Raw genomic sequence first — 19263 nt, 5'->3', positions numbered from 1 at the left:
AGCTGCTGTTGAAAAAGTATCAACTTAAAATATGTTTTTGATAACTTATTATTAAAATTGTTTACATTTTATCAGACGAAAGTAGTAAATTTTATCATTGAATGGTGAGAAAATTTTCATCGTTGTTAATTTGCTATTTAAGCCTAATAAATCAGTTAAAACTTGCTTAAACAATAAGTTTTTAATATTTTCGTTAACTTATTTAGACTAATTTTCTTATATCAAGAAGAATGAAATCAAAAAAAATACTTTTAGCGGCTGCAGTAATTTATTTCGGAATCTCCGATGCTCAACAGTCCCAATATTTTACCCAGAAAGAAAATTACAGATTCAATCTAGCTGAAAATCTTTATCAGACCAAAATATACAATGCTTCTCAATACGAATATGCAAGACAATATTTCTACAACCAGAATTTGTCACGTTCGAAAAAGGAAGCTGCGCAGTTTTTTGATAATGTAATTGGTGTGATTCTTCAGAAAAATCATGCTGAAGAAGGATTGACGGCTTTCATGAAAGAATATCCGAATTCTGCTTATTTTGCTCAGGCTAATCTTCCATTGGCAGATTACTACTTGGCAAAGAAAGATTTTGATAAAGCTTTGGAGACTTTGAAAAAGGTAAACCAGTATCAGCTTTCAAAAGAAGAGAATACGCAGTATATTCTGAAGCTTGGATATGCAAAATTCATGACGGGTGATTCTAAAGGAGCTACCGATGCCCTGGAAGAAGCCTATAAAACTGCGGACGAGTCTCAAAAAGGAGATATCGCTTATATGCTTGGGCATTTATATTACAGCAACAGACAAAATGATAAAGCTTTCCAGTATTTTGATTCTATAAAGGATCAGGGGAAATTCTCAAAGCTGGTACGTCCTTATTATGTACAGATGTATTATAACGATAAGAACTACGACCAGGCCATTACAGAGGGAACAGCTCTATTGAACGAAAATATTTCAGATTCTTATAAAGCGGAAGTTCATAAGATCATCGGGGAGAGTTACTTCATGAAGAATGATTATATTTCTGCCTATCCGCATTTGAAAGATTATCTGAGTGTACAGCAAAATCCATCCGAAAACGATTTGTATGAGATGGGATTTGTGGCTGCACAGTTAAAAAAATATGATGAAGCGGTTTCTTATTATAACCAGCTTCTTAACAGCAATTCTGCTTTAGCACAAAATGCTTACTACCAGTTAGGAAATGCGTATCTGGCGGTAGACAAAAAACAGGAAGCCCTTTCTGCATTCCGTTCTTCTTATCAGATGGATTATGATGCGAAAGTAAAAAAACTGGCTCATGAGCAGTATGCTAAATTAAGTTATGACATCGGAAATCCGTTTGAAAGTCCTTCTGCGGTAATCCAAAGTTATATCAACGACAATCAGAATGGTGCTAATGCCACAGAAATGAGGTCATTATTGGTAAAATCATACCTATATTCCGGAAATTATAAAGAAACGCTTAACGCTATTGACAGATTGCAGAGTTCAACTCCTGATATCAACAAGGTAGATCAGGAAGTTTCTTATTTATTAGGAACGGAAGAGTTCAACAAAGGAAACTATGACGAGGCTGAAAAGTATTTCTTAAGAAGTCTTGGTTTTAATCTTAATAAAGAATTCAACAGCAGGGCTTTATACTGGCTGGCACAGGTGTATTACCAGAAAGGAAATTATCCATCTGCCATCGCCCGTTATGAAAAGCTTCTTACCGAAAGCTTCCCTGAAAAGCAGCAGCTGCCTTACGATTTAGGATACGCTTATTTTAAATCTAAGAAATTTGACCAGGCGGCAACTTATTTCAAACAATATCTTACCAATCCGAAGCCGGAATTTAAAAATGATGCAGAACTTCGTCTTGCAGATATTCATTATGCCAATAATGACCTGAACGAAGCAATTGCCATCTATGATAAAAATGAAGATGCAACGGATTATACTTTGTACCAGAAAGCAATGGCTTTAGGATTCAAAGGAGATACTCAGGCGAAGATAACCAACCTTAAAAATCTTTTATCAAAATATCCGGATTCTGAATATTATGATGATGCTCAATACGAAATAGGAACAGCCTATGCTGCTCAGGATGATTTTGTCAATTCCAATGATTATTTCGGGAAACTGATTAAAACATCATCAGACAAAGACCTTATTGCGAATGCTTCTATTTACAGAGCACAGAATTATATAGACCAGAACCAGAATGATAAAGCAATTTCTGAACTGAAATCTCTGGGTGAGCAGTATAAAAATACCGCTTATGCTCAGAAGATCGTTCAGGCAGCAAAACCTATCTTCACGAAAAACGGAGACGTTTCAGGCTATGAAAGTTTTGCAAGAAATATCGGCGTAAATGTAGATGCTTCTGAAATTGATGAGATCAACTTATCTACCGGAAAACAATACTTCTCTAAGAAAGATTATAAGAACGCAATTTCTTACTACGAAAAGTATCTGACACAGAATCCGACAGGGGAAGGATTGTACCAGGCGAAGTATGAATTGGGAGAGAGTTATTACCAAACCAACAATTCAACTAAAGCTTTACTTGTTCTTCAGGAAGTGGCTGGAATTCAGAATGATTACCAGGATGATGCACAAACTCGTTTAGCTCAAATATTTATTGCGCAAGGGAATACTTCGGAAGCGAAAAAGTATCTTGAAGGCATTAAAAATTCTTCAGATATCAACATTAAAAATTATGCAAATGTTGAACTGATGAAGCTGTATGCAGAAGAAAATAACTTCTCTGAAGCTGAAAAATTAGCCAATGCAGTAATTGCAAACTCTAAAAACTCAGCAGCGGTTATTGAAACCGCGAAAGTGATCAAAGCAAGAAGTCTGATGAATTCAGGAAAAGATAAAGATGCACAGTCTGCGTATGTTTCTCTTGAAAAGTCATCCAACACTTCTGTAGCAGCGGAAGCTTTATACGCAAAAGCATACTATCAGAACAAAGGGAAAGCGTTCAAGTCTTCTAATGAGACGATCTTTAAGCTAGCCAATAACTATGCATCAGAAGAATTCTGGGGAGCAAAAGCGTTGGTGTTGATGGCGAAAAACTATATCGGCCTGAAGGATAACTACCAGGCAAGTTATACCTGTGATCAGATCATTGCGAACTATAAGGATTTCCCTGAAATTGTTGCAGAAGCAAAAGAAGTTAAAAAACAGATTAAGAAATAGTACATGAAGGTTTTTAAAATTGCTGTTTATTCTTTCTTAGTTTCGGTTTCACTCTGGAGCTGCATTCCATCGTACAGTGCATATCCTAAAGAGTACAACCGCACAAAAGCTGACTTTCCAAAGCAAAAGGCTTTTGTAGTGAATAAAGACCTTAAGAAAGAATTTGAGATTTTAAAACACTCTGATATTTATGAAATCGTGGAAGACAGTACCCAAGCAGCTAAAATCACACTGCATCCGATGCTGACCCGTACTCCTCCTTGTGGAAACCCAATGATAGGAAGTATGCTTACAGTGGGGTTATTGCCTTCAGGATTTCCTTATGATATTTCTTACAGTTATGATGTAGCAGAGAACAGTACAACGAAAAATTATCAATACAAATTACAAGTTTATCAAAGCCTTTGGCTGTTTAATATATTCAGACTAGGGAGAACTTTTTCAAAACAGTCAGGGAAAGCTTTATTAGGCAGTTATATTGCTTCCAATAAATAAAACCCGTTATATATTTTTTTCAAATAAAGAAAATATGAACAAGAAGATTCAAATATTATCCATATTATTTTTAGGAATTTCGTCGGTGGCGTTTTCCCAGATCAAGGAGGAAAAACTGGTTCTTAACAAAAAGAGAGAGCCGGAAGTGAAGAAGATCGAGAAGAAGAAAACTTCTGTGGAAACCATTAAAAACTATCCGCCGGAAGAGAAATCGCAGACGCCTGTGAAATATACCATCACGGATGTTCCTGCTGTTTCAGACTTCAAAACTTCAACAATTCAGGGAGAAGATGTTGCTCCAAAATTTGACGGAACCGCTCAGAATAACTATTTCCAGATCGGAATGGGGAATTACGGAAAAGTCTTAGTAGATGGAAACATATCCAAAACCCTTGAAAATAAGTTTGAAGTAGGAGCGGATGTTCATGTACTTTCTACGAATGGTCTTAAAAAAGAGTATGACTGGAAATCAGGGCAGACTTCGGCTAATATTGGTGCTTTCCTGAACTCTTACGGAGAAAAAGGAAAATTCAATATCAACGCTGAATATGGCTTAGACAACCATAATTATTATGGAATCTATGCGATGCAGCCAACCGGAGATCTTGATCTGAAGCAAAAAGTAAATCAGTTTAAAGTAAATGGATACTATGATTTTTATTCTAATGAAATCTTAAATGATGTAAGGGTAAAATCATCATTCCTGAAAGATCATTTCGATGCTTCGGAAAACCAGGTTTCAATTTTGGCTAACTTCTCCAAGCATGCTGTTGAATTAGGAAAATCCGGAATTAACCTTAATGCTGACTTAGGTGTAGGATTGGATGCTGTGAAGACCGATTTTGCGATCAGAGATAAAAACTCTTCCAATTTCTTCAACACCAGCCTGACTCCGAAAGTGACGTTCAGAAAAGGAGAATCTTATTTGACGCTAGGATCTTCATTCTCTTTCCTGAATGCTAAGAATTCTAATGACCAGCTGGAGCAGCAGAAAAATAATAAAACCTATTGGTTCCCGCAGGCAGAATTTCAGTTTGCTGCAGCCAAAGAATTCAAATTCTATGGTGGAGTAGACGGAGGTCTGAAACTGAATACATACGGAGATATGTTACAGACGAATCCATTCATCCTTTCTGACCAGTTTTTAAAGCCTACAGAGACGAAATATCATTTTTATGTAGGATTGAGAGGAGATATCGATGAAACGCTGAAATATGACTTCTCTGCAGGTTATGGAAAGATGAGAGATATTATGTTCTTTAAGGCTAATGGTCTTTTTGATAATACTTCTGTTAACCGTTCTGCCTACAATTTTGCCAATACATTCTCAGCAGTATACGATGATGGAAATGTAAGCGATATTAAAGGTAGCGTACAGTATTTCCCGTTAGCAAACCTGATTTTAGACGGAGAAATAAGGTTCACCAAGTACGATCTTAAGAATTATGACAATATTTATAACGTTCCTTTGTTCAATGCGAGCATCGGGGCAAAATATACAATGCTTGACAAAAAGCTATTGTTAGGATTTAAAGGAATCTTTGCAAGTGACAGAACTACAAACTCTTATGCAATCGAAGGGATGGGAGCTCCGAATGTGATCTTCCAGTCTACGGAGAATACAAATGATAAAGTTGGTGGTTATGCTGATTTAAATCTTTCTGCAGAGTATAAAATTCACAAAAATTTCAGTATTTTCGCACTCGGAAATAATCTTCTGAGCTCAAAGTATCAGACGTACAAAGGATATAAAGTCTTGGGTGCACAGATTCTGGGAGGAGTGAAGATCACTTTCTAGAGTATAAGTAATGGGTAATTAATAATAAACTATATTTGTATACTTGTTATTAATTACTTTATTACTCACCAAAATGGCTTCGTAGTTCAACTGGATAGAATATCGGATTTCGGCTCCGAGGGTTGGGGGTTCGAACCCCTCCGAAGTCACTCTGCGGGAAAGAGCACTTTTAGAAGTGCTCTTTCCTTTTTTTTTACTTTGTAACTGATTGTTAATCAGTGTTATTTGGGTAAGTACGGAATTTAATTTAGGTGTTCGAAAAGCATTTTCTTGAAATTCAAGTTTTTCGGCCAAAATCGAACACAATATAGAATTTTTTGTTTCATTATCACCTTTAATGTACAGTTGAGAAAGGTTTGGCAAAATGTTTAGAACCTTGTCAAGCTTTGCCCTGATATCTATATTTTTACGTGATAGCCTTTGATTCTGAAGTTCCATTTCAAGCTCATCAATTTTTTTCTTACTTTCATTTTTAATAATCTGATAATCTTCAAAATCTAATCTGTCTTCGAGATACTTTTCTCTAGCGCTAGATAGCCTATTGGTTAAATTAACAATCTGTTCAGAAAGTTCCTTTTTCTTACCATCAATATTTTCCTGTATGTATTTAAAATTGCTTAATATTATTTCTTTTAATAAAGTATTTATACTTTCATGATAATCATATTTTAGTAATTCTTTTTCAAAGGCAGAATTAACCTTGTCTGAGCTATGTCTATAGCCGCATTTAGAATTACAGTGATAATAATAATAAACATTTTTTTTGCCCTTCGATCCGCTACCTGAAATATGTCCTCCACATCGCGGACATTTTAAAAAGCCTCTCAATGGAAATTCATTTGCAGTGATAATTTTACCTTTGGGTCTTTCAGCCCAAGTTTTTCCACTTAACACATTCTGCACTTTATAAAATAGGCTTTCTGATATCAGACTTTCATGATTGGCCTCAACAATACAGGCCTCCTCGTCTTTGTATGCTTTAATATATATTTTACCAATATAAACCGGATTTTTTATTGCTCTGTAAAAAGAAGTACTGCTAATTTTTGCGCCTTCCATCTTATTCATTTTAAGTCTTATCTGGTTGGTCGCATATTTACCCTTAGCAATTTCATTAAATGCCCACCGCATATTTGAAGCCTCAGGTTCTTTTAGGGCCACATATTTTCTTCCATCCTCAGTACATTTATTAATATAACCATAAGACGCGGTGCCCATCAGTCTTCCTTCTTTTTGAGCTCTTCTCATCCCATAGAAAGTATTAAGTGCTCTTCGATCATTTTCTACCTCTGGTGCAGCTAAATAGATGGCAAGCATCATTTTGTTTTCCGGTATAGACATATCCAAGGGTTGTTCTATAGCTTGAGGTGAAATATTATTACTCAACAGTAATTTTATCATTTGATAGGCATCACCAGCGTTTCTACTAAAACGATCCCATTTAGTAAATACAACTAAGTTGGATTTCAGATTTCTTTTTTTGATATAATTGATATATTTAGTCCACTCTGGGCGATTGAAGTTCTTAGCTGAATGATCTTCAAAGATTACTTGTCCAATAGTAATTTGGTTTTGATGACAATATCTTTCCAATCTTTCATGCTGATCACGTTGAGAATAGCCTTTGTCAGCCTGTTCATCAGTAGACACTCTTATGTATAAATCTGCTATCTGCATAATCTTTCTGTTTTTATTCAAAGTGGTAGTAACCAGTGCAATATATGAATTATTTAGAAATGAATTCTTTTATTACAAGTTCTGCAATCTTATGCATAATATCGGAGATTTCCTTGACCTCCTCATCTGTTAATTTGAAACCAGAATCTAAAAGTATTTTTTTTGATTTTTCGAATGAAAGCTTTTGAATGCCATTGTACCGATATAAAGATTGTGGTAATTCTTTACTAATAGAAGTACCCTTTCTTGTCTTTATATGGTGATTTCTCTTCATAAATTTATGTGTTTGTAGAGATACCGGCAGTATTCATTTTTATTCTGACTTAAATTATAATTATTGACATTGTAAAACAAAAAATTGCTTTTTATGGATATTAATGTCCATTGTTGGCCGACCTTACAATTAGCAATTTCCAAAAACCTTATGTTAACCGAAAAACGAGCGGCTTTTCTTATAGGTTTAAATTTTCAGTAAAAGGCGTGTAGAATCTAGTAGGATAAATTTCAGTTGTGCTTTTAGCCAATGCTAAATTATTATAGATAAAAATATTTTCTCAATAAACCGGTAAAAAGGCAGCTAAGGTATATAGTTCAGCCCTTGCTTAATCCAGTCAAAAGACTACGGCATAAACGGTTTCCTCCCTAAAGGTACCCTCCAATTATTCCGTTTCCTTTTGACTTTTTCTATTGCCCTATAAAATTATCTGCTTTCTTTTTTCCGGTTTTTCTTTTGAAAAATATTTAGCGAAGCCAACGAGGGCTTTCAGAGAAAGGAAGGAGAAGAGATTCAAAACATATCTAAATCTACAATCTTAAAAAGAACAGTTATGAACATTATCGGAAGACTGACAAGAGATGCTGAAGTCCGCACCCTGTCAAACAAAAAACAAGTAGTCAATTTCTCTATTGCTACCAATGACAATTATCGCAACAAACAAGGCGAGCGAATCGAACAGACAACTTTTTTTGACTGCTCTTATTGGATTTCTTCAAAAGTAGCTGAATTACTTAAGAAAGGGACATTAGTGGAGCTTATTGGAAGAGTTTACACAAGAGCATGGATTGGAAAAGATGGACAAGCGCACGCTGGCCTGAATTTCCATACATCACAAATTAAATTACACAGTAGTCACAAAAGAACTGAGGGTGAGTCTACACCCGTCAACAAGAGAAATGATAAGGAAATCGGTCAACCTAAATCCAACGAAAGTGATAAGGATGATGACCTTCCATTTTAAGTCAATCAAAAACAATTTTATAACATTTAATAACAATATCATGGCACATAATTTAAATTTCAACAACCGAACAGGAAAATATTCATTTTTCAGCGTAAAAGAAAAAGTATGGCACAACTTAGGGCAGATTGTAGAAGTACATCCGACAAGTGAAGAAGCCATCAGATTTGCAGGCCTTGACTACGAGGTAGAAAAATCTCCTCTTTTTACGAAAGGTACAGGGCTAGTAGAATCTCAAGATGGACTAAAAGTGAGTGATTCCGAATTGGAAGTTCCAAACTATTTTGCCAATATCCGCACTGATAATAATACTGTATTAGGTGTAGTTGGTAAAGATTATCATATTGTACAAAACCGTGAAGCATTTTCTTTCTTTGATTCTATTGTAGGCGGAGATAAAGGCACATTATATGAGACCGCAGGAGCGTTGGGAAATGGGGAGCGTATTTTTATTACCGCTAAACTTCCCGATTATATCCGTGTCGGAAACGGGGACGACATTACAGAAAAATACATTTTTTTGACGACCTCACATGACGGAAGCGGAAGCATTACCGCCGCATTTACACCCATTCGTATTGTTTGCCAAAATACTTTAAATGCTTCACTCAAAAATATGAGTAACGTCGTACGAATAAGACATACATCAGGCGCAAAACAACGTTTGGAAGATGCTCACAAAGTAATGGGTTTAGCAAATAAACTAAGCACTCAATTAGAGGAATCTTTTAATTATTGGGCAAAAATTAAAATTGGTGATTCTGAAATGAAAAAATTAATTCAATTGGCACTTTGCCCCAATAAAGAAGCTTTAAACCATCTGCAGAAAGGAAATGCTGAAGAATTGTCTGCGGTTTTTAAAAACACAGTGGATGATGCATTTGCCTATGCGATGATGAGTGATGCCCAACAAATGGAAACCACGAAAGGGACCTTATTCGGTGCTTACAATGCGGTAACAGGTTTCTATCAGAATGTAAAAACTTACAAAGATGACGAAGCCAAATTACAATCCATTGTTATGGGCGGAACAGCTCAAATGAAGTCTCAAAAAGCGTTTGAGCTTTGTGAAAACGTTGCTCATTTTGGAGTAGACATTTTAAAAATGAACTGAAAATAATTTAGTAATTAAAAACATACGGTAAATGCAAGTCTCCACCGTATAGGAGCATATCAAATGAAATTCAATATTGTCAATGAAATAAAATTAAGCTATTCACGAAAAGGTAATTCCGACAAAGTAATCAGTAATTCATATGATGCGTTAGAGGTATTTTGACAACATTTTGATTCTGATGAAATAGATTATAGAGAATCTTTTTTCGCTTTATATTTAAATCAGAGTAGTAAGGTTTTAGGAATAAGAAAGATTTCTGAATCCGGAATTTCTTCAACTATAGTGGATGTTCGGATAATTATGCAAACAGCCCTTCTCTGTAATGCTTCTTCTATAATTGTAGCACATAATCATCCATCTGGAAATTTAAAACCCTCTAATGAAGATTTAAAAATTACAAAGAATATAAAAAATGCATCCGAATTCTTAAATATTAAATTACTAGATCATTGCATTTTAACATCGACAGATTATCTGTCTTTTGCTGATAACGGATATTTGTAAAATTTCTAACTAATAAAATAAACGACAATATTGAATTGTCGTTTATTTAAAATTTTCGGCGAAAAGACAATTCCTTCCTGTGGTCGGAAACGTCTTTTCGCAAGTCATTAAGAGTAACCCTATTGATAAAAATTTTCTCACTTAAATTTTTTCAAAAAGGTTACAGTTATTTCGAGAGGCTACTTCTTATAGCTTGTAATGGGAAGAAAAATTAAAGGTTATTTCTGATGAAATAGCCTAATACATTATACAGTTTCTGCATTTTGAGGACTAAACTGTATGGTCAGCTTTTGCTCATTTCCCATATTGTCTGAAATCTAAATGTCAAAACTTTGAGATACTGTTGATTCAGAAGCATAATATAACCTAAATTCCTTTTCAGTCAGGAGATATGAATCATTGGGTAAAAAATGAGGTTCATTGAATAAACGTAATGTACCCTTTCCCTCAAACTGAAAATACCTGAAGAAATACTCAGTTTCACTATAGTTTCCAACAGGAATAATGCGACATCTGATCTCCACAGTTTCTCCAGTAGCTATATATTTTGAAACAGGCATTATCTGCACTTCAAACGGAAAATTTTTCTGTACCTGTAATTCATCTTCTGAACAAGATGAAAAACAAAGCTCGACTGCAAACAAGGTTGCCATAAGATACATAGCGGCAAAAAAATATTTTTTGATATTGATTACATTTTTCATAATAATCTTTATTTTATAAGTTAAATCTGATCCCAAGACCAACGCCAGGTCTTATTTTTTCAAGTGAAGTATTCCATACTATTTTTGCTTTATAAAAGCCTGTTAAAACGATCCGATCCGACAGATAGGTTTCAACACTAAGTTTTACACTTCCCCCATACACCCACGATGATTCATTCAAGAGTACGGCTCCGTCATAGAGTAGTGTCTCACTTCTATTGATATTCTCATATCCTCCGGTGGCGGAAAATGTGGAATTGATTAAAAAGCTTTTTGTTAGATCCGCAATCAAATTAAAACTATAACCGACTTCAAGACTGTAGTTTTCAACTGGAACATCAATCGTTTTATACGGAATGATCTGTCTGCTGTATTCAAATGAATACATCGAATAGTTCCCTTTTTTTGAATAGATAATAAAATCGGTATTGACGAAATAATTTCCGGATGACTTTTTCAACAGTAATCCTGTATTGATTCCGATAATTTTTTGCTTCGGTAACATTCTTTGTGCTTTGGCTGCGTAAAAACATAAACACACTGTTATTAACGATAATAAACTCTTCATGTTAATTTAGTTTTAATTGAATATCATTGACCACTTTGGCACTGATCAAATCTGAATTTTCTATCTGAATCTTCTGATGTCGTCCGCCATCTTTTTCCATCAATTCAATCTCTACTATCTGATCTTCTAAAAGCGTAAACTGGTCCATGAGATAAAGAAATTCACCGTCGGATTGGTAGTTGACTGTAGAGTCACGAGAATAAGTCCGGATAGGAGATAATACCTTATCCTGAACGACAGTTCTTTTTAGATTCTTTTTGTCGGTAATTTTGAAAGTGACAAAATCAACGTCAAAAGAAACATTGCTTTTGTTTTTAATTTGAAAAATAAAATAAAACTTTCCTTCATGTACATACAGAGATTTTAACAGAAACTGAATTCCAAAACTTTTTGAACCAATGTGCTTTACTGTTCTTTTGGGAAGTTGGTACAAGGTTTTTATCAATAATTCAGTCAATGATGAAGATTCTCCCTTAAGTTCTTCAAACAGGACATCTGTAGAGTATTCTTTTTCCTGATTTCGTTGTAATTTCAGAAGGTCATAATTCAGAGTGTCTGGATAAGAACTGTAAAAAACATCAAAATTGTAAAATTTACCATCCTCAGTAATGACCGAAAAGTTTGTTTCTTCCTCGAAATCTCTTACTGAGGATTTTATTCTGAGAACATTCGCTACATCTTCCGCTTTATTGGCAATCAAATTTTCGCTTCCCAGATCCACGTATCGTATGGGAGATGGAAATAATAAATGTGTTGTTTTATTGTACGTAACTTCCATCTTGTACGGTTCCAGTTTGGCCTGAGAAAGCGATGCGAAACCTGAATTTTCCTGAGCTGCTAATCTGCAGATACCGAAGAGTATCAACAGAACCGAGAAAAATATATTAAGTCGTATTTTCATTAATTTTAATTTAAAGGTTAATTATTTTTTTGAAACTAAAAGCACCTGATGCCCTGCCTTAACAGTAACTTTAGGCTGTCTTACTTTCTTTTGAAAGTATCCTGAAACTCCCTGAACCAAACCTCTGGTGAGATCGGCAGCAACCTGTTGTCCTGCCGATTGGGTCATCATAATATTGGTGCCGGAATTCTGGCTCATGTTGGATGCTATATCCTTAATGGAGGTCTGTTCTGAAGAGTAGGGAATGTAAAGCCCCAACTGCCCATCATTATCATGAATATTAATCTGGACAGGGGTTATAGTGCCTTTATATTCAATGCTTGAAATTGCTAGTAACAGTCTCCCTCCCTGAAACTTTCCTGTTGCTTTTAGTACAGTACCTGAAGGAATGGTTGTCTTTCCAAGGAGCAAACCTTGTGTTAGTCGTAAGGGCACCATACTTTCATTTACCAATGTCATGGTTTCATGTATTACTGCATGGATACTGCTGTTATTTTGGGATACAGTATTTTCCTGTTCATTCTGTAACCCCGCAAATCGATTATGACTGATGGATGCTGAAAACGTACTGTCTGAAGGTTCTCGATACAAACTGGATACGACGTTGCGTTTTTGAAGTTGTACTGCCGTTATTTTAACTTTGTTTTCTTCAGGCTTTGCCTCAGAGGTTTTCTTTGGTTCAGGTTCTTCCTGCTGTTTTGGCGCAGGTAGATATTTTGCAGCCATCTGATAAGACTTTTCCATCAATTCTAACTGATCATTAATTCCTACAGTACTTGGAACTGCATCCTTATGTGAAATTTCATTCTTAAGCCTGTTAATTTCCCTTTTTAATTGGGTAACCTCATGGTCGTCTTTGCTGTAAAATGAGCTTAATGTTTGTTGTGCATTACGGTAGCTGTTTAAAGCATTCTGATCTGCGTTCGCATTGTTATAAGATTCTGGAGATAGAGCGATCAGCTGATTCGAGCCGTTTGATTCACTCCAATAATCTGAGAGGCTTGTCATAGCATTTCTTTTTTCTTCATTTTTCTGCTCCAACAATTCTAGCTCATACGCCTTCTGCTTATCTGCTTGTAATTTGTCATCCGCGGCTTGTGGCACTTCAGCATTTAAACCTACCTCTTGATTAGTTGTTTTATCATCTTTTGGTTTAAAAATCAGATACAAGGATCCCATACAAGCAATGAACATTAAAAAGTAAATGATCGGCTTTTTAAATTTTTCCCACCCTGGCTTACGATCCAAAGGTTCATTTTCGTCTGAGGAATGTATACTTCCTTCAGTGATTCTGATTTGACTTGTCTCTTTCATGGGGATGTTTTATGGGGTGAATAATTAGCTGGGTTTTCAAGCGGCTGATGTTGCATCTTTATCTCCTTTGGAATGTTATTGATATGTCCAACTGAAAGAATGGTTCGACTTTTTGAATCTTTTGACCATAGATGAATAACCGTTAAAATCGTCATTATCGCATACCCTGCAAAAAATATCTTGGTCAAAGAGCGTTGTCGTTTGGTAGATAAGGATTTCCATTTCCGTTCTGCTTTTTTAACGAATTCCTCTATTTTTAATCTTATTTTTTCATATAACTGTTTTTATCGGTTAACAGTTTCAACATCTTTGTTCTCAATGACATTGAATTTTTCAATAGTAAACCCCTGAGGGTTGCTGTCTGACCTGACGGAATTGACCAGTTGACAATTCGTTACAAGATTTCGGATCGTTAAATTACTTGCGCGGATAATGAATTGCTTCCCATAAGTCTTTACAGCATAGGGATAGTTGTTAAAATCTGCTACTACACTGTCAATTTCAACGCGCTGTTGAATATTTCCGCTGATGATCCTGTTGTAATACCCTTTCTCAGAGAGATCCTTATAGTAATTGAATGCAGATTGGTCGGCCATATTAAAAGCTCTTTTTACATTGCTCTCAATAGCACTTTTATCAGGAGCTACTGTAAAAAAGAGTTCGTGAAAACGTCTTACATGTTCTCTGGCTTCTACAGGTCTGTTGATAGACATATCCTGGGATAGGGCAACCATCAGTGATTTACCATTGTCAAGGACATATATCTTTTGTCTTTGTTCTTCTGCAAAACTGTACGATTTGTACACAACAATGCCGACAACTCCAAAACAAAGGATGGCAAAAACAAAGGTGAACAATCTGATTTGCTTAAAACTGTTCTCTATATTTCTTAAGGTTTTAAATTCCATTTTTTTGTTTTTTGATTATTTAAGGAGTTGTCCTGAAATATTACCTGCCGCTGCACCCGCAGTAGCACCCGCAACATTTCCTGACTTTTGTGCCATCTGGGTAACATTACGCATAAAGTTTCCGGCTCCGCCCGCCTGAATGATCCAGCCTGTAACGGTAGGCACAGTGAAATAGCCAATGATTCCAATGATCATGTAGATAATGTAGACCGTATTGGAAGTATCTGGAATAAAGTTGGGATCTGCCAGCATTTCAATATCCCTTTCTATAATAAGGGATTGAATCTTTGCCAGGATAGCACTGAACATATCAGCCACCGGTAACCATAGGTATACACTGATGTATCTGGTCAGCCATTGGGTAAGCGTAGACTGAAAACCATCCCAAACCGATATGGCAAATGCAATAGGACCAAGGATCGAAAGCACAATGAGAAAGAAAGTTCTGATTGTATCAATCACCAATGCCGCTGCCTGAAAGAGTATTTCCAGAAACTCTCTGAAACCGTCTCTGATATCTTTTTTAATAGCAAACATTTCCCGCTCTATATACATTCCAGACATCGTCACCAAATCAGAAGGTGACCAACCCAGTTCTTCCAATTTTTTGTCAAATTCTTCATCAGAAATGAGATATGCCATTTCAGGATTTCGAAGCATAGCCTCCCTTTCCAGCAGATCTTTTTTCTGCTGGAGTTCATTAAGATCTAATACCTGACCCTCCAGCATGGAGTGGCTGCCCTGAACGACCGGACTTAATACTCCGTTGATGCTGCCCAAGACAATTGTTGAAAAGAACATAATGCAGATTCCGATGGCAAATGGTCTGAGCATAGGAAAGAGATCAATCGGTTCGGCACGACTTAATGCCTGCCAAACCTTTACGGCCACATAAAATAATGCTCCCAGCCCTGCAACTCCTTTTGCAACTGCTGCCATGTCAGCACACATCGGCATCATCTCTTCATACACAGAACGAAGCACCTCATGTAAATTAGTAGGTTCCATCTTACCAGTATTTTTGATTAACAGTACCATACAGGTTTAGAACTCTCTGCGCGTTGTTCTGCTTTTTGGCTCTTAGATAACTGACAGAGATATTCTTATTGGTGTAATATCTTACCAGATTGTGATAATCTTTCACCTCTTTATATACTCTGTCAATAATTTCCATTCTTTCCTTATCATTCAATGATAGATCGGTAGAAGTGACAATCTGTTTTAGTTCTTTAAGCAGTTCAGTGCTTTCGTTCAATAGTGTTGAATAACCGTTAGCGATAGCGGTCAACTCCTGAGCATTGAAATTGGGATCATTCAGCATCTTTCCGAAATTATTGACATACATTTCGGAAACATCACCCACCAATAAAACAGTCTGCTGAACTTTACGGGCATCTTTTACTAAATTGTTTACTGCTTTCAGTTTGTCATAATATTCCTTACCCTGCTCATACACCTTTTTAATTTCATTGAAGTTCTTAACTACATTCGAAACAGTCGATGAGGTCTGTACAATTTCATTGGCGGAGTTGAGTATTCCTGAAGCCAGATTAGCCGGATCCGTAACCACAAATTGTGCTTTTGCAAATGATGTTATAGCTAATACAATAACCATAACTGTTGTAATGATTGAATTTTTCATTGTTGTAAAATTTTAATGATTTAAGTTTCTTTTGTATTCGATTTGATTCTCTTAAGAGAAATCCTCTTGATAGCATGCTCTACATTGCCATCAAGTTCAGAGGCCAGCTGCATAACTTCCATTTTCTCCGTTTCTTCTGTGGTATAAGCCAGATATTCTTCTGTGGAAACTTCCGTGGCATATACAGCAGAGTGCGTTCCTCCTAATCCGATCCAGACTTCTTTGTACAGTCTTTTCGGATCATTATTCATATTGATGGAAAGAACCTGTGCTTTTTCTTTGTCTGTAAGACCCAGCATAGACTGAATGTCATCAAACTTGTTCATGTATTTCCGCTGATCCAAAAGGATCTTACAGTCTGAATTGTTGATGATGCTTTCCTTAACAATAGGGGACTGAATGATGTCATCCACCTCCTGTGTAACCACTATGGCTTCTCCAAAGAATTTTCTGACTGTCTTGAAGAGATATTTAATGTACTCAGCCATTCCTTCTTTCGCAATTGCCTTCCAGGCTTCTTCGATCAGGATCAGTTTTCTGATTCCTTTCAGTCTTCGCATTTTGTTAATGAAAACTTCCATGATGATAATGGTTACAATGGGAAAAAGGATTTTATGATCTTTGATCGCATCAATCTCGAAAACAATAAACCTCTTGGACAAAAGATCAAGCTGTTGGTCAGAATTAAGCAGGTAATCATATTCACCATCTTTATAGTAAGGTTCCAGTACATTCAGGAAGTTGGCAATATCAAAGTCTTTTTCCCTGACTTTTTTTTGCTCTAATACTTTTTGGTAATCATTTTTCACATACTCGTAAAAGCCATTAAATGAAGGGAACTGCTCATTATTTTTGATTCGGTCAATATAGCCGCTGACTGCATTTGATAAAGCAACTTCCTCGGAGCGGGTTGGCGGTTCATCATCTCTTTTCCATAGTGTGAGAATAAGTGTTTTGATGCTTTCCCTCTTTTCAATGTCAAAGATGCCGTCGTCGGTGTAGAATGGATTGAAGGCAATCGGATTGTCTTCTGTATAAGTAAAGTAAACTCCATCTTCACCCTTGGTTTTACCTTTGATCAGTTCACATAAACCCTGATAGGAATTTCCGGTATCAACTAACAGAACATGGGCTCCCTGCTCATAATACTGCCTCACCATATGGTTGGTGAAAAAAGACTTCCCACTCCCCGAAGGTCCCAAAATGAACTTGTTTCGATTGGTAATGATTCCCTGTTTCATCGGAAGATCTGAAATATCCAGATGGATAGGTTTTCCCGTCAGCCTGTCAGCCATTTTGATCCCAAACGGAGAGGGTGAATTCTGATAATTGGTTTCCTGAGTGAAAAAACACAATGCAGGTTCAATAAACGTATAGAAGCTTTCCTCACTCGGAAAATCACCGGCATTTCCGGGAATACCAGCCCAGTATAATGTGGCAGTATCTGTTGTATTATGCCGTGGCTTACATTCCATAAGTGCCAAAGCACTTCCTGTGTCATTTTTAAGTTGTTTCAATTCATGGGGATAGTCAGACCACGACATCACATTAAAATGAGCACGGATAGATTGTAATCCAAAAGAGTGAGCTTCGTTGAGGTATTTCTCAATCCATTCCTTATTGATCTGATTGGCTCTGCTGTACCTTGCCAGTGAATGCATATTTCTGGCGGATTTTTCAAACTTGTTCAGATTGTCATCACTGTTATCAATAAACAAATACTGATTGTAGATATGATTACAATTGAGCAAAAGTCCGACAGGAGAAGCAAATGAAAGCAGGCAGTCACTTCGGTCGGTACTCAGTTTCTCATATCGACTGTGGGAGGAAACCGCTCCTGGAAGATCGTCCGTATCTGACAAGGTGTGCATAGTGATACGGTTGTTACCGATGCGCATTTCTTCTGCTCCTAGATTCAAATCCTGAAGAGAAGGATTGATTTCTCTGGATAAGGTCAGATATTGTTCAAGAAGACCTGAATGTTTTTCAGTTCCTGTAATTTCATCAGCGGACATCTTTTCTAAGTAAATAGATCCGCTGTCGTTCATAATTCTTTCAAACTGATCAACTGCTTCCATAAATCGACTCATCAGTTCCTTATCCCTGATTTCTTTTGGAATCAAGACTCCTTTGCAAAGCGATGAAAAATTACTCTGCATCCTCATTCTTTCCTTCGTAGTCTTCGTAATAAAAAGGTAGCAGTAATGATTAAGGAAAGGTCTTTCATTAAAGTGTCTCTCAAAAGACTTTGATAAAAAGCTCTGATCGTCATTGGATAAGTCAGGGCGGTAATTCTCTTTGATAAACCAGTCCTGCTTATGAACAATACAGTAATCAGGTAAAGTCTTTATGGCTTTGAACCAAGCCGAATGGATAGCTTCATACTCAGCTGATGCAACAGTAAATAATTCGCGAAGCCTTACCTTGAAACAAACCGTAACATCAGCATCTTTTGAAATAATGCAATTCTCTTCGACAGCCAGCAGTGGAAATATACTTTCCAGCGTTGCCGCTTTAGATTGATTTCTCATGCTACAGTTTTTTTAGAGTGTATCTTGATATACCTGAAAATAGATTTTCGACTGATGATATACTTTGGATGCTTCTTTTTTGCTCCCAATTTCATTAATCCATGTTCTCCATACTTTCTGTTGAAAGAAAAGGTCTTCCAAATGAGAAGACCAGCAGTAGTTCCTCCAATAAGTAAGCAGATATAGGTATTGACACCAGCCATATACATGATCATGATGAATACGAGTATTCCCAATAATCCTCCTGCAAAAATGAACAGGTACTGTGCTTTCAATCCTTTGAACTCAACCGTTCTTCCTATTCCTTTGTTGATATGATAGGTATTCATCATCAATGATTTTAAAGGAAGAATGAACGTAGGATGGTAGCTGCAACTATTAAAAAAATACAGGCTCCAAACCAGCTGGCTGCGGTTTTGCTGGTATCAGGATCGCCACTGCTGAATTTGTTGTAAACCTTGACCCCGCCAATCAAGCCGACCACCGCACCAATGGCGTAGATCAGTTTCGTTGCCGGATCAAAATACGAAGTTACCATCTGCGTAGCTTCAGTGATTCCTGCAGAACCATTTCCTTGGGCATTAATACCCAAACCAATAAGCATAAGAAATGCTGTGAACATGATTTTTTTTCTTTGTCTTTTCATAATGAATAGATTTTATGATGATGAAA

General features: G+C 36.3%; 17 protein-coding genes, 1 tRNA gene and 1 pseudogene. 7 read left to right on the top strand and 12 right to left on the bottom strand.

Features of this window, described 5'->3' with window-relative positions; genetic code table 11:
• Positions 1–230: 230 nt before the first annotated feature.
• The 4 genes from AC57AW_RS16710 (at position 231) to AC57AW_RS16695 (ending at position 5636) form a co-directional block, all read left to right on the top strand.
• Entirely contained in the window at positions 231–3194 is a 2964-nt protein-coding gene (locus AC57AW_RS16710; protein ID WP_496352778.1) for a tetratricopeptide repeat protein, read from the top strand.
• 3 nt (positions 3195–3197) lie between these two features.
• A complete protein-coding gene (locus AC57AW_RS16705) occupies positions 3198–3689 on the top strand; it encodes a hypothetical protein (protein ID WP_496352777.1) in 492 nt (163 codons plus the stop codon).
• A 34-nt stretch (positions 3690–3723) separates the two neighbouring features.
• Positions 3724–5487, top strand: coding sequence for a TonB-dependent receptor (locus AC57AW_RS16700; protein WP_496352776.1), 1764 nt, complete (start codon positions 3724–3726; stop codon positions 5485–5487).
• A 75-nt stretch (positions 5488–5562) separates the two neighbouring features.
• Positions 5563–5636 (top strand) — tRNA-Arg (locus AC57AW_RS16695).
• A 541-nt stretch (positions 5637–6177) separates the two neighbouring features.
• Here the strand turns inward: AC57AW_RS16695 and AC57AW_RS16690 are convergent.
• A pseudogene (locus AC57AW_RS16690) lies at positions 6178–7164 on the bottom strand (recombinase family protein); the annotation flags it as partial.
• 49 nt (positions 7165–7213) lie between these two features.
• Entirely contained in the window at positions 7214–7438 is a 225-nt protein-coding gene (locus AC57AW_RS16685) for a hypothetical protein (RefSeq protein ID WP_490464914.1), read from the bottom strand.
• 553 nt (positions 7439–7991) lie between these two features.
• Here AC57AW_RS16685 and AC57AW_RS16680 point away from each other — a divergent pair.
• From AC57AW_RS16680 to AC57AW_RS16670, 3 genes are all read left to right on the top strand, one after another.
• On the top strand, positions 7992–8402 hold the full coding sequence (locus AC57AW_RS16680) for a single-stranded DNA-binding protein (protein ID WP_123277929.1): 411 nt from the start codon (positions 7992–7994) through the stop codon (positions 8400–8402).
• Positions 8403–8442: 40 nt separating this feature from the next.
• Positions 8443–9516 (top strand): DUF932 domain-containing protein, encoded by a 1074-nt coding sequence (locus AC57AW_RS16675; protein WP_490464913.1) that lies wholly within the window; start codon positions 8443–8445, stop codon positions 9514–9516.
• Positions 9517–9702: 186 nt separating this feature from the next.
• Positions 9703–10023, top strand: coding sequence for a JAB domain-containing protein (locus AC57AW_RS16670; RefSeq protein WP_496353888.1), 321 nt, complete (start codon positions 9703–9705; stop codon positions 10021–10023).
• A gap of 317 nt (positions 10024–10340) precedes the next feature.
• Here the strand turns inward: AC57AW_RS16670 and AC57AW_RS16665 are convergent, their stop codons facing one another.
• The 10 genes from AC57AW_RS16665 to AC57AW_RS16620 all read right to left on the bottom strand — a co-directional run bounded on the left by AC57AW_RS16665 (position 10341) and on the right by AC57AW_RS16620 (position 19237).
• Positions 10341–10727: a TraQ conjugal transfer family protein gene (locus tag AC57AW_RS16665; protein ID WP_496352775.1), complete on the bottom strand. Its 387-nt coding sequence runs from the start codon at positions 10725–10727 to the stop codon at positions 10341–10343.
• A gap of 13 nt (positions 10728–10740) precedes the next feature.
• Positions 10741–11232 (bottom strand): conjugal transfer protein TraO, encoded by a 492-nt coding sequence (locus AC57AW_RS16660; RefSeq protein ID WP_496352774.1) that lies wholly within the window; start codon positions 11230–11232, stop codon positions 10741–10743.
• A 64-nt stretch (positions 11233–11296) separates the two neighbouring features.
• On the bottom strand, positions 11297–12196 hold the full coding sequence (traN, locus tag AC57AW_RS16655) for a conjugative transposon protein TraN (protein ID WP_496352773.1): 900 nt from the start codon (positions 12194–12196) through the stop codon (positions 11297–11299).
• A gap of 21 nt (positions 12197–12217) precedes the next feature.
• Complete coding sequence (traM, locus tag AC57AW_RS16650) at positions 12218–13510, bottom strand: conjugative transposon protein TraM (protein WP_496352772.1); 1293 nt, start codon at positions 13508–13510, stop codon at positions 12218–12220.
• A 284-nt stretch (positions 13511–13794) separates the two neighbouring features.
• Positions 13795–14418, bottom strand: a complete 624-nt coding sequence (gene traK / locus AC57AW_RS16645) for a conjugative transposon protein TraK (RefSeq protein WP_115929551.1) — start codon at positions 14416–14418, stop codon at positions 13795–13797.
• 15 nt (positions 14419–14433) lie between these two features.
• Positions 14434–15426 (bottom strand): conjugative transposon protein TraJ, encoded by a 993-nt coding sequence (traJ, locus tag AC57AW_RS16640; RefSeq protein WP_072960872.1) that lies wholly within the window; start codon positions 15424–15426, stop codon positions 14434–14436.
• 1 nt (position 15427) lies between these two features.
• A complete protein-coding gene (locus tag AC57AW_RS16635; RefSeq protein ID WP_159478898.1) occupies positions 15428–16060 on the bottom strand; it encodes a DUF4141 domain-containing protein in 633 nt (210 codons plus the stop codon).
• A gap of 20 nt (positions 16061–16080) precedes the next feature.
• Positions 16081–18591: a TraG family conjugative transposon ATPase gene (locus AC57AW_RS16630; protein WP_496352771.1), complete on the bottom strand. Its 2511-nt coding sequence runs from the start codon at positions 18589–18591 to the stop codon at positions 16081–16083.
• On the bottom strand, positions 18588–18920 hold the full coding sequence (locus tag AC57AW_RS16625; RefSeq protein ID WP_496352770.1) for a DUF4133 domain-containing protein: 333 nt from the start codon (positions 18918–18920) through the stop codon (positions 18588–18590). Before AC57AW_RS16625 ends, AC57AW_RS16630 begins: the two co-directional genes overlap by 4 nt.
• An 11-nt stretch (positions 18921–18931) precedes the next feature.
• Positions 18932–19237 (bottom strand): DUF4134 domain-containing protein, encoded by a 306-nt coding sequence (locus AC57AW_RS16620; protein ID WP_089696771.1) that lies wholly within the window; start codon positions 19235–19237, stop codon positions 18932–18934.
• Between the last annotated feature and the right edge of the window lie 26 nt (positions 19238–19263).

Source organism: Chryseobacterium sp. BGA-UO-ETr-SB22 (assembly GCF_059567885.1).
This window is presented reverse-complemented; position numbering and strand designations above follow the sequence as displayed.

What these genes read in the sequence shown, in the direction of transcription:
- AC57AW_RS16710 (WP_496352778.1), top strand. Translation starts at nt 231, where the DNA reads ATGAAATCAAAAAAAATACTTTTAGCGGCTGCAGTAATTTATTTCGGA.
- AC57AW_RS16705 (WP_496352777.1), top strand. Translation starts at nt 3,198, where the DNA reads ATGAAGGTTTTTAAAATTGCTGTTTATTCTTTCTTAGTTTCGGTTTCA.
- AC57AW_RS16700 (WP_496352776.1), top strand. Translation starts at nt 3,724, where the DNA reads ATGAACAAGAAGATTCAAATATTATCCATATTATTTTTAGGAATTTCG.
- AC57AW_RS16685 (WP_490464914.1), bottom strand. Translation starts at nt 7,438, where the DNA reads ATGAAGAGAAATCACCATATAAAGACAAGAAAGGGTACTTCTATTAGT.
- AC57AW_RS16680 (WP_123277929.1), top strand. Translation starts at nt 7,992, where the DNA reads ATGAACATTATCGGAAGACTGACAAGAGATGCTGAAGTCCGCACCCTG.
- AC57AW_RS16675 (WP_490464913.1), top strand. Translation starts at nt 8,443, where the DNA reads ATGGCACATAATTTAAATTTCAACAACCGAACAGGAAAATATTCATTT.
- AC57AW_RS16665 (WP_496352775.1), bottom strand. Translation starts at nt 10,727, where the DNA reads ATGAAAAATGTAATCAATATCAAAAAATATTTTTTTGCCGCTATGTAT.
- AC57AW_RS16660 (WP_496352774.1), bottom strand. Translation starts at nt 11,232, where the DNA reads ATGTTACCGAAGCAAAAAATTATCGGAATCAATACAGGATTACTGTTG.
- traN (WP_496352773.1), bottom strand. Translation starts at nt 12,196, where the DNA reads ATGAAAATACGACTTAATATATTTTTCTCGGTTCTGTTGATACTCTTC.
- traM (WP_496352772.1), bottom strand. Translation starts at nt 13,510, where the DNA reads ATGAAAGAGACAAGTCAAATCAGAATCACTGAAGGAAGTATACATTCC.
- traK (WP_115929551.1), bottom strand. Translation starts at nt 14,418, where the DNA reads ATGGAATTTAAAACCTTAAGAAATATAGAGAACAGTTTTAAGCAAATC.
- traJ (WP_072960872.1), bottom strand. Translation starts at nt 15,426, where the DNA reads ATGGAACCTACTAATTTACATGAGGTGCTTCGTTCTGTGTATGAAGAG.
- AC57AW_RS16635 (WP_159478898.1), bottom strand. Translation starts at nt 16,060, where the DNA reads ATGAAAAATTCAATCATTACAACAGTTATGGTTATTGTATTAGCTATA.
- AC57AW_RS16630 (WP_496352771.1), bottom strand. Translation starts at nt 18,591, where the DNA reads ATGAGAAATCAATCTAAAGCGGCAACGCTGGAAAGTATATTTCCACTG.
- AC57AW_RS16625 (WP_496352770.1), bottom strand. Translation starts at nt 18,920, where the DNA reads ATGAATACCTATCATATCAACAAAGGAATAGGAAGAACGGTTGAGTTC.
- AC57AW_RS16620 (WP_089696771.1), bottom strand. Translation starts at nt 19,237, where the DNA reads ATGAAAAGACAAAGAAAAAAAATCATGTTCACAGCATTTCTTATGCTT.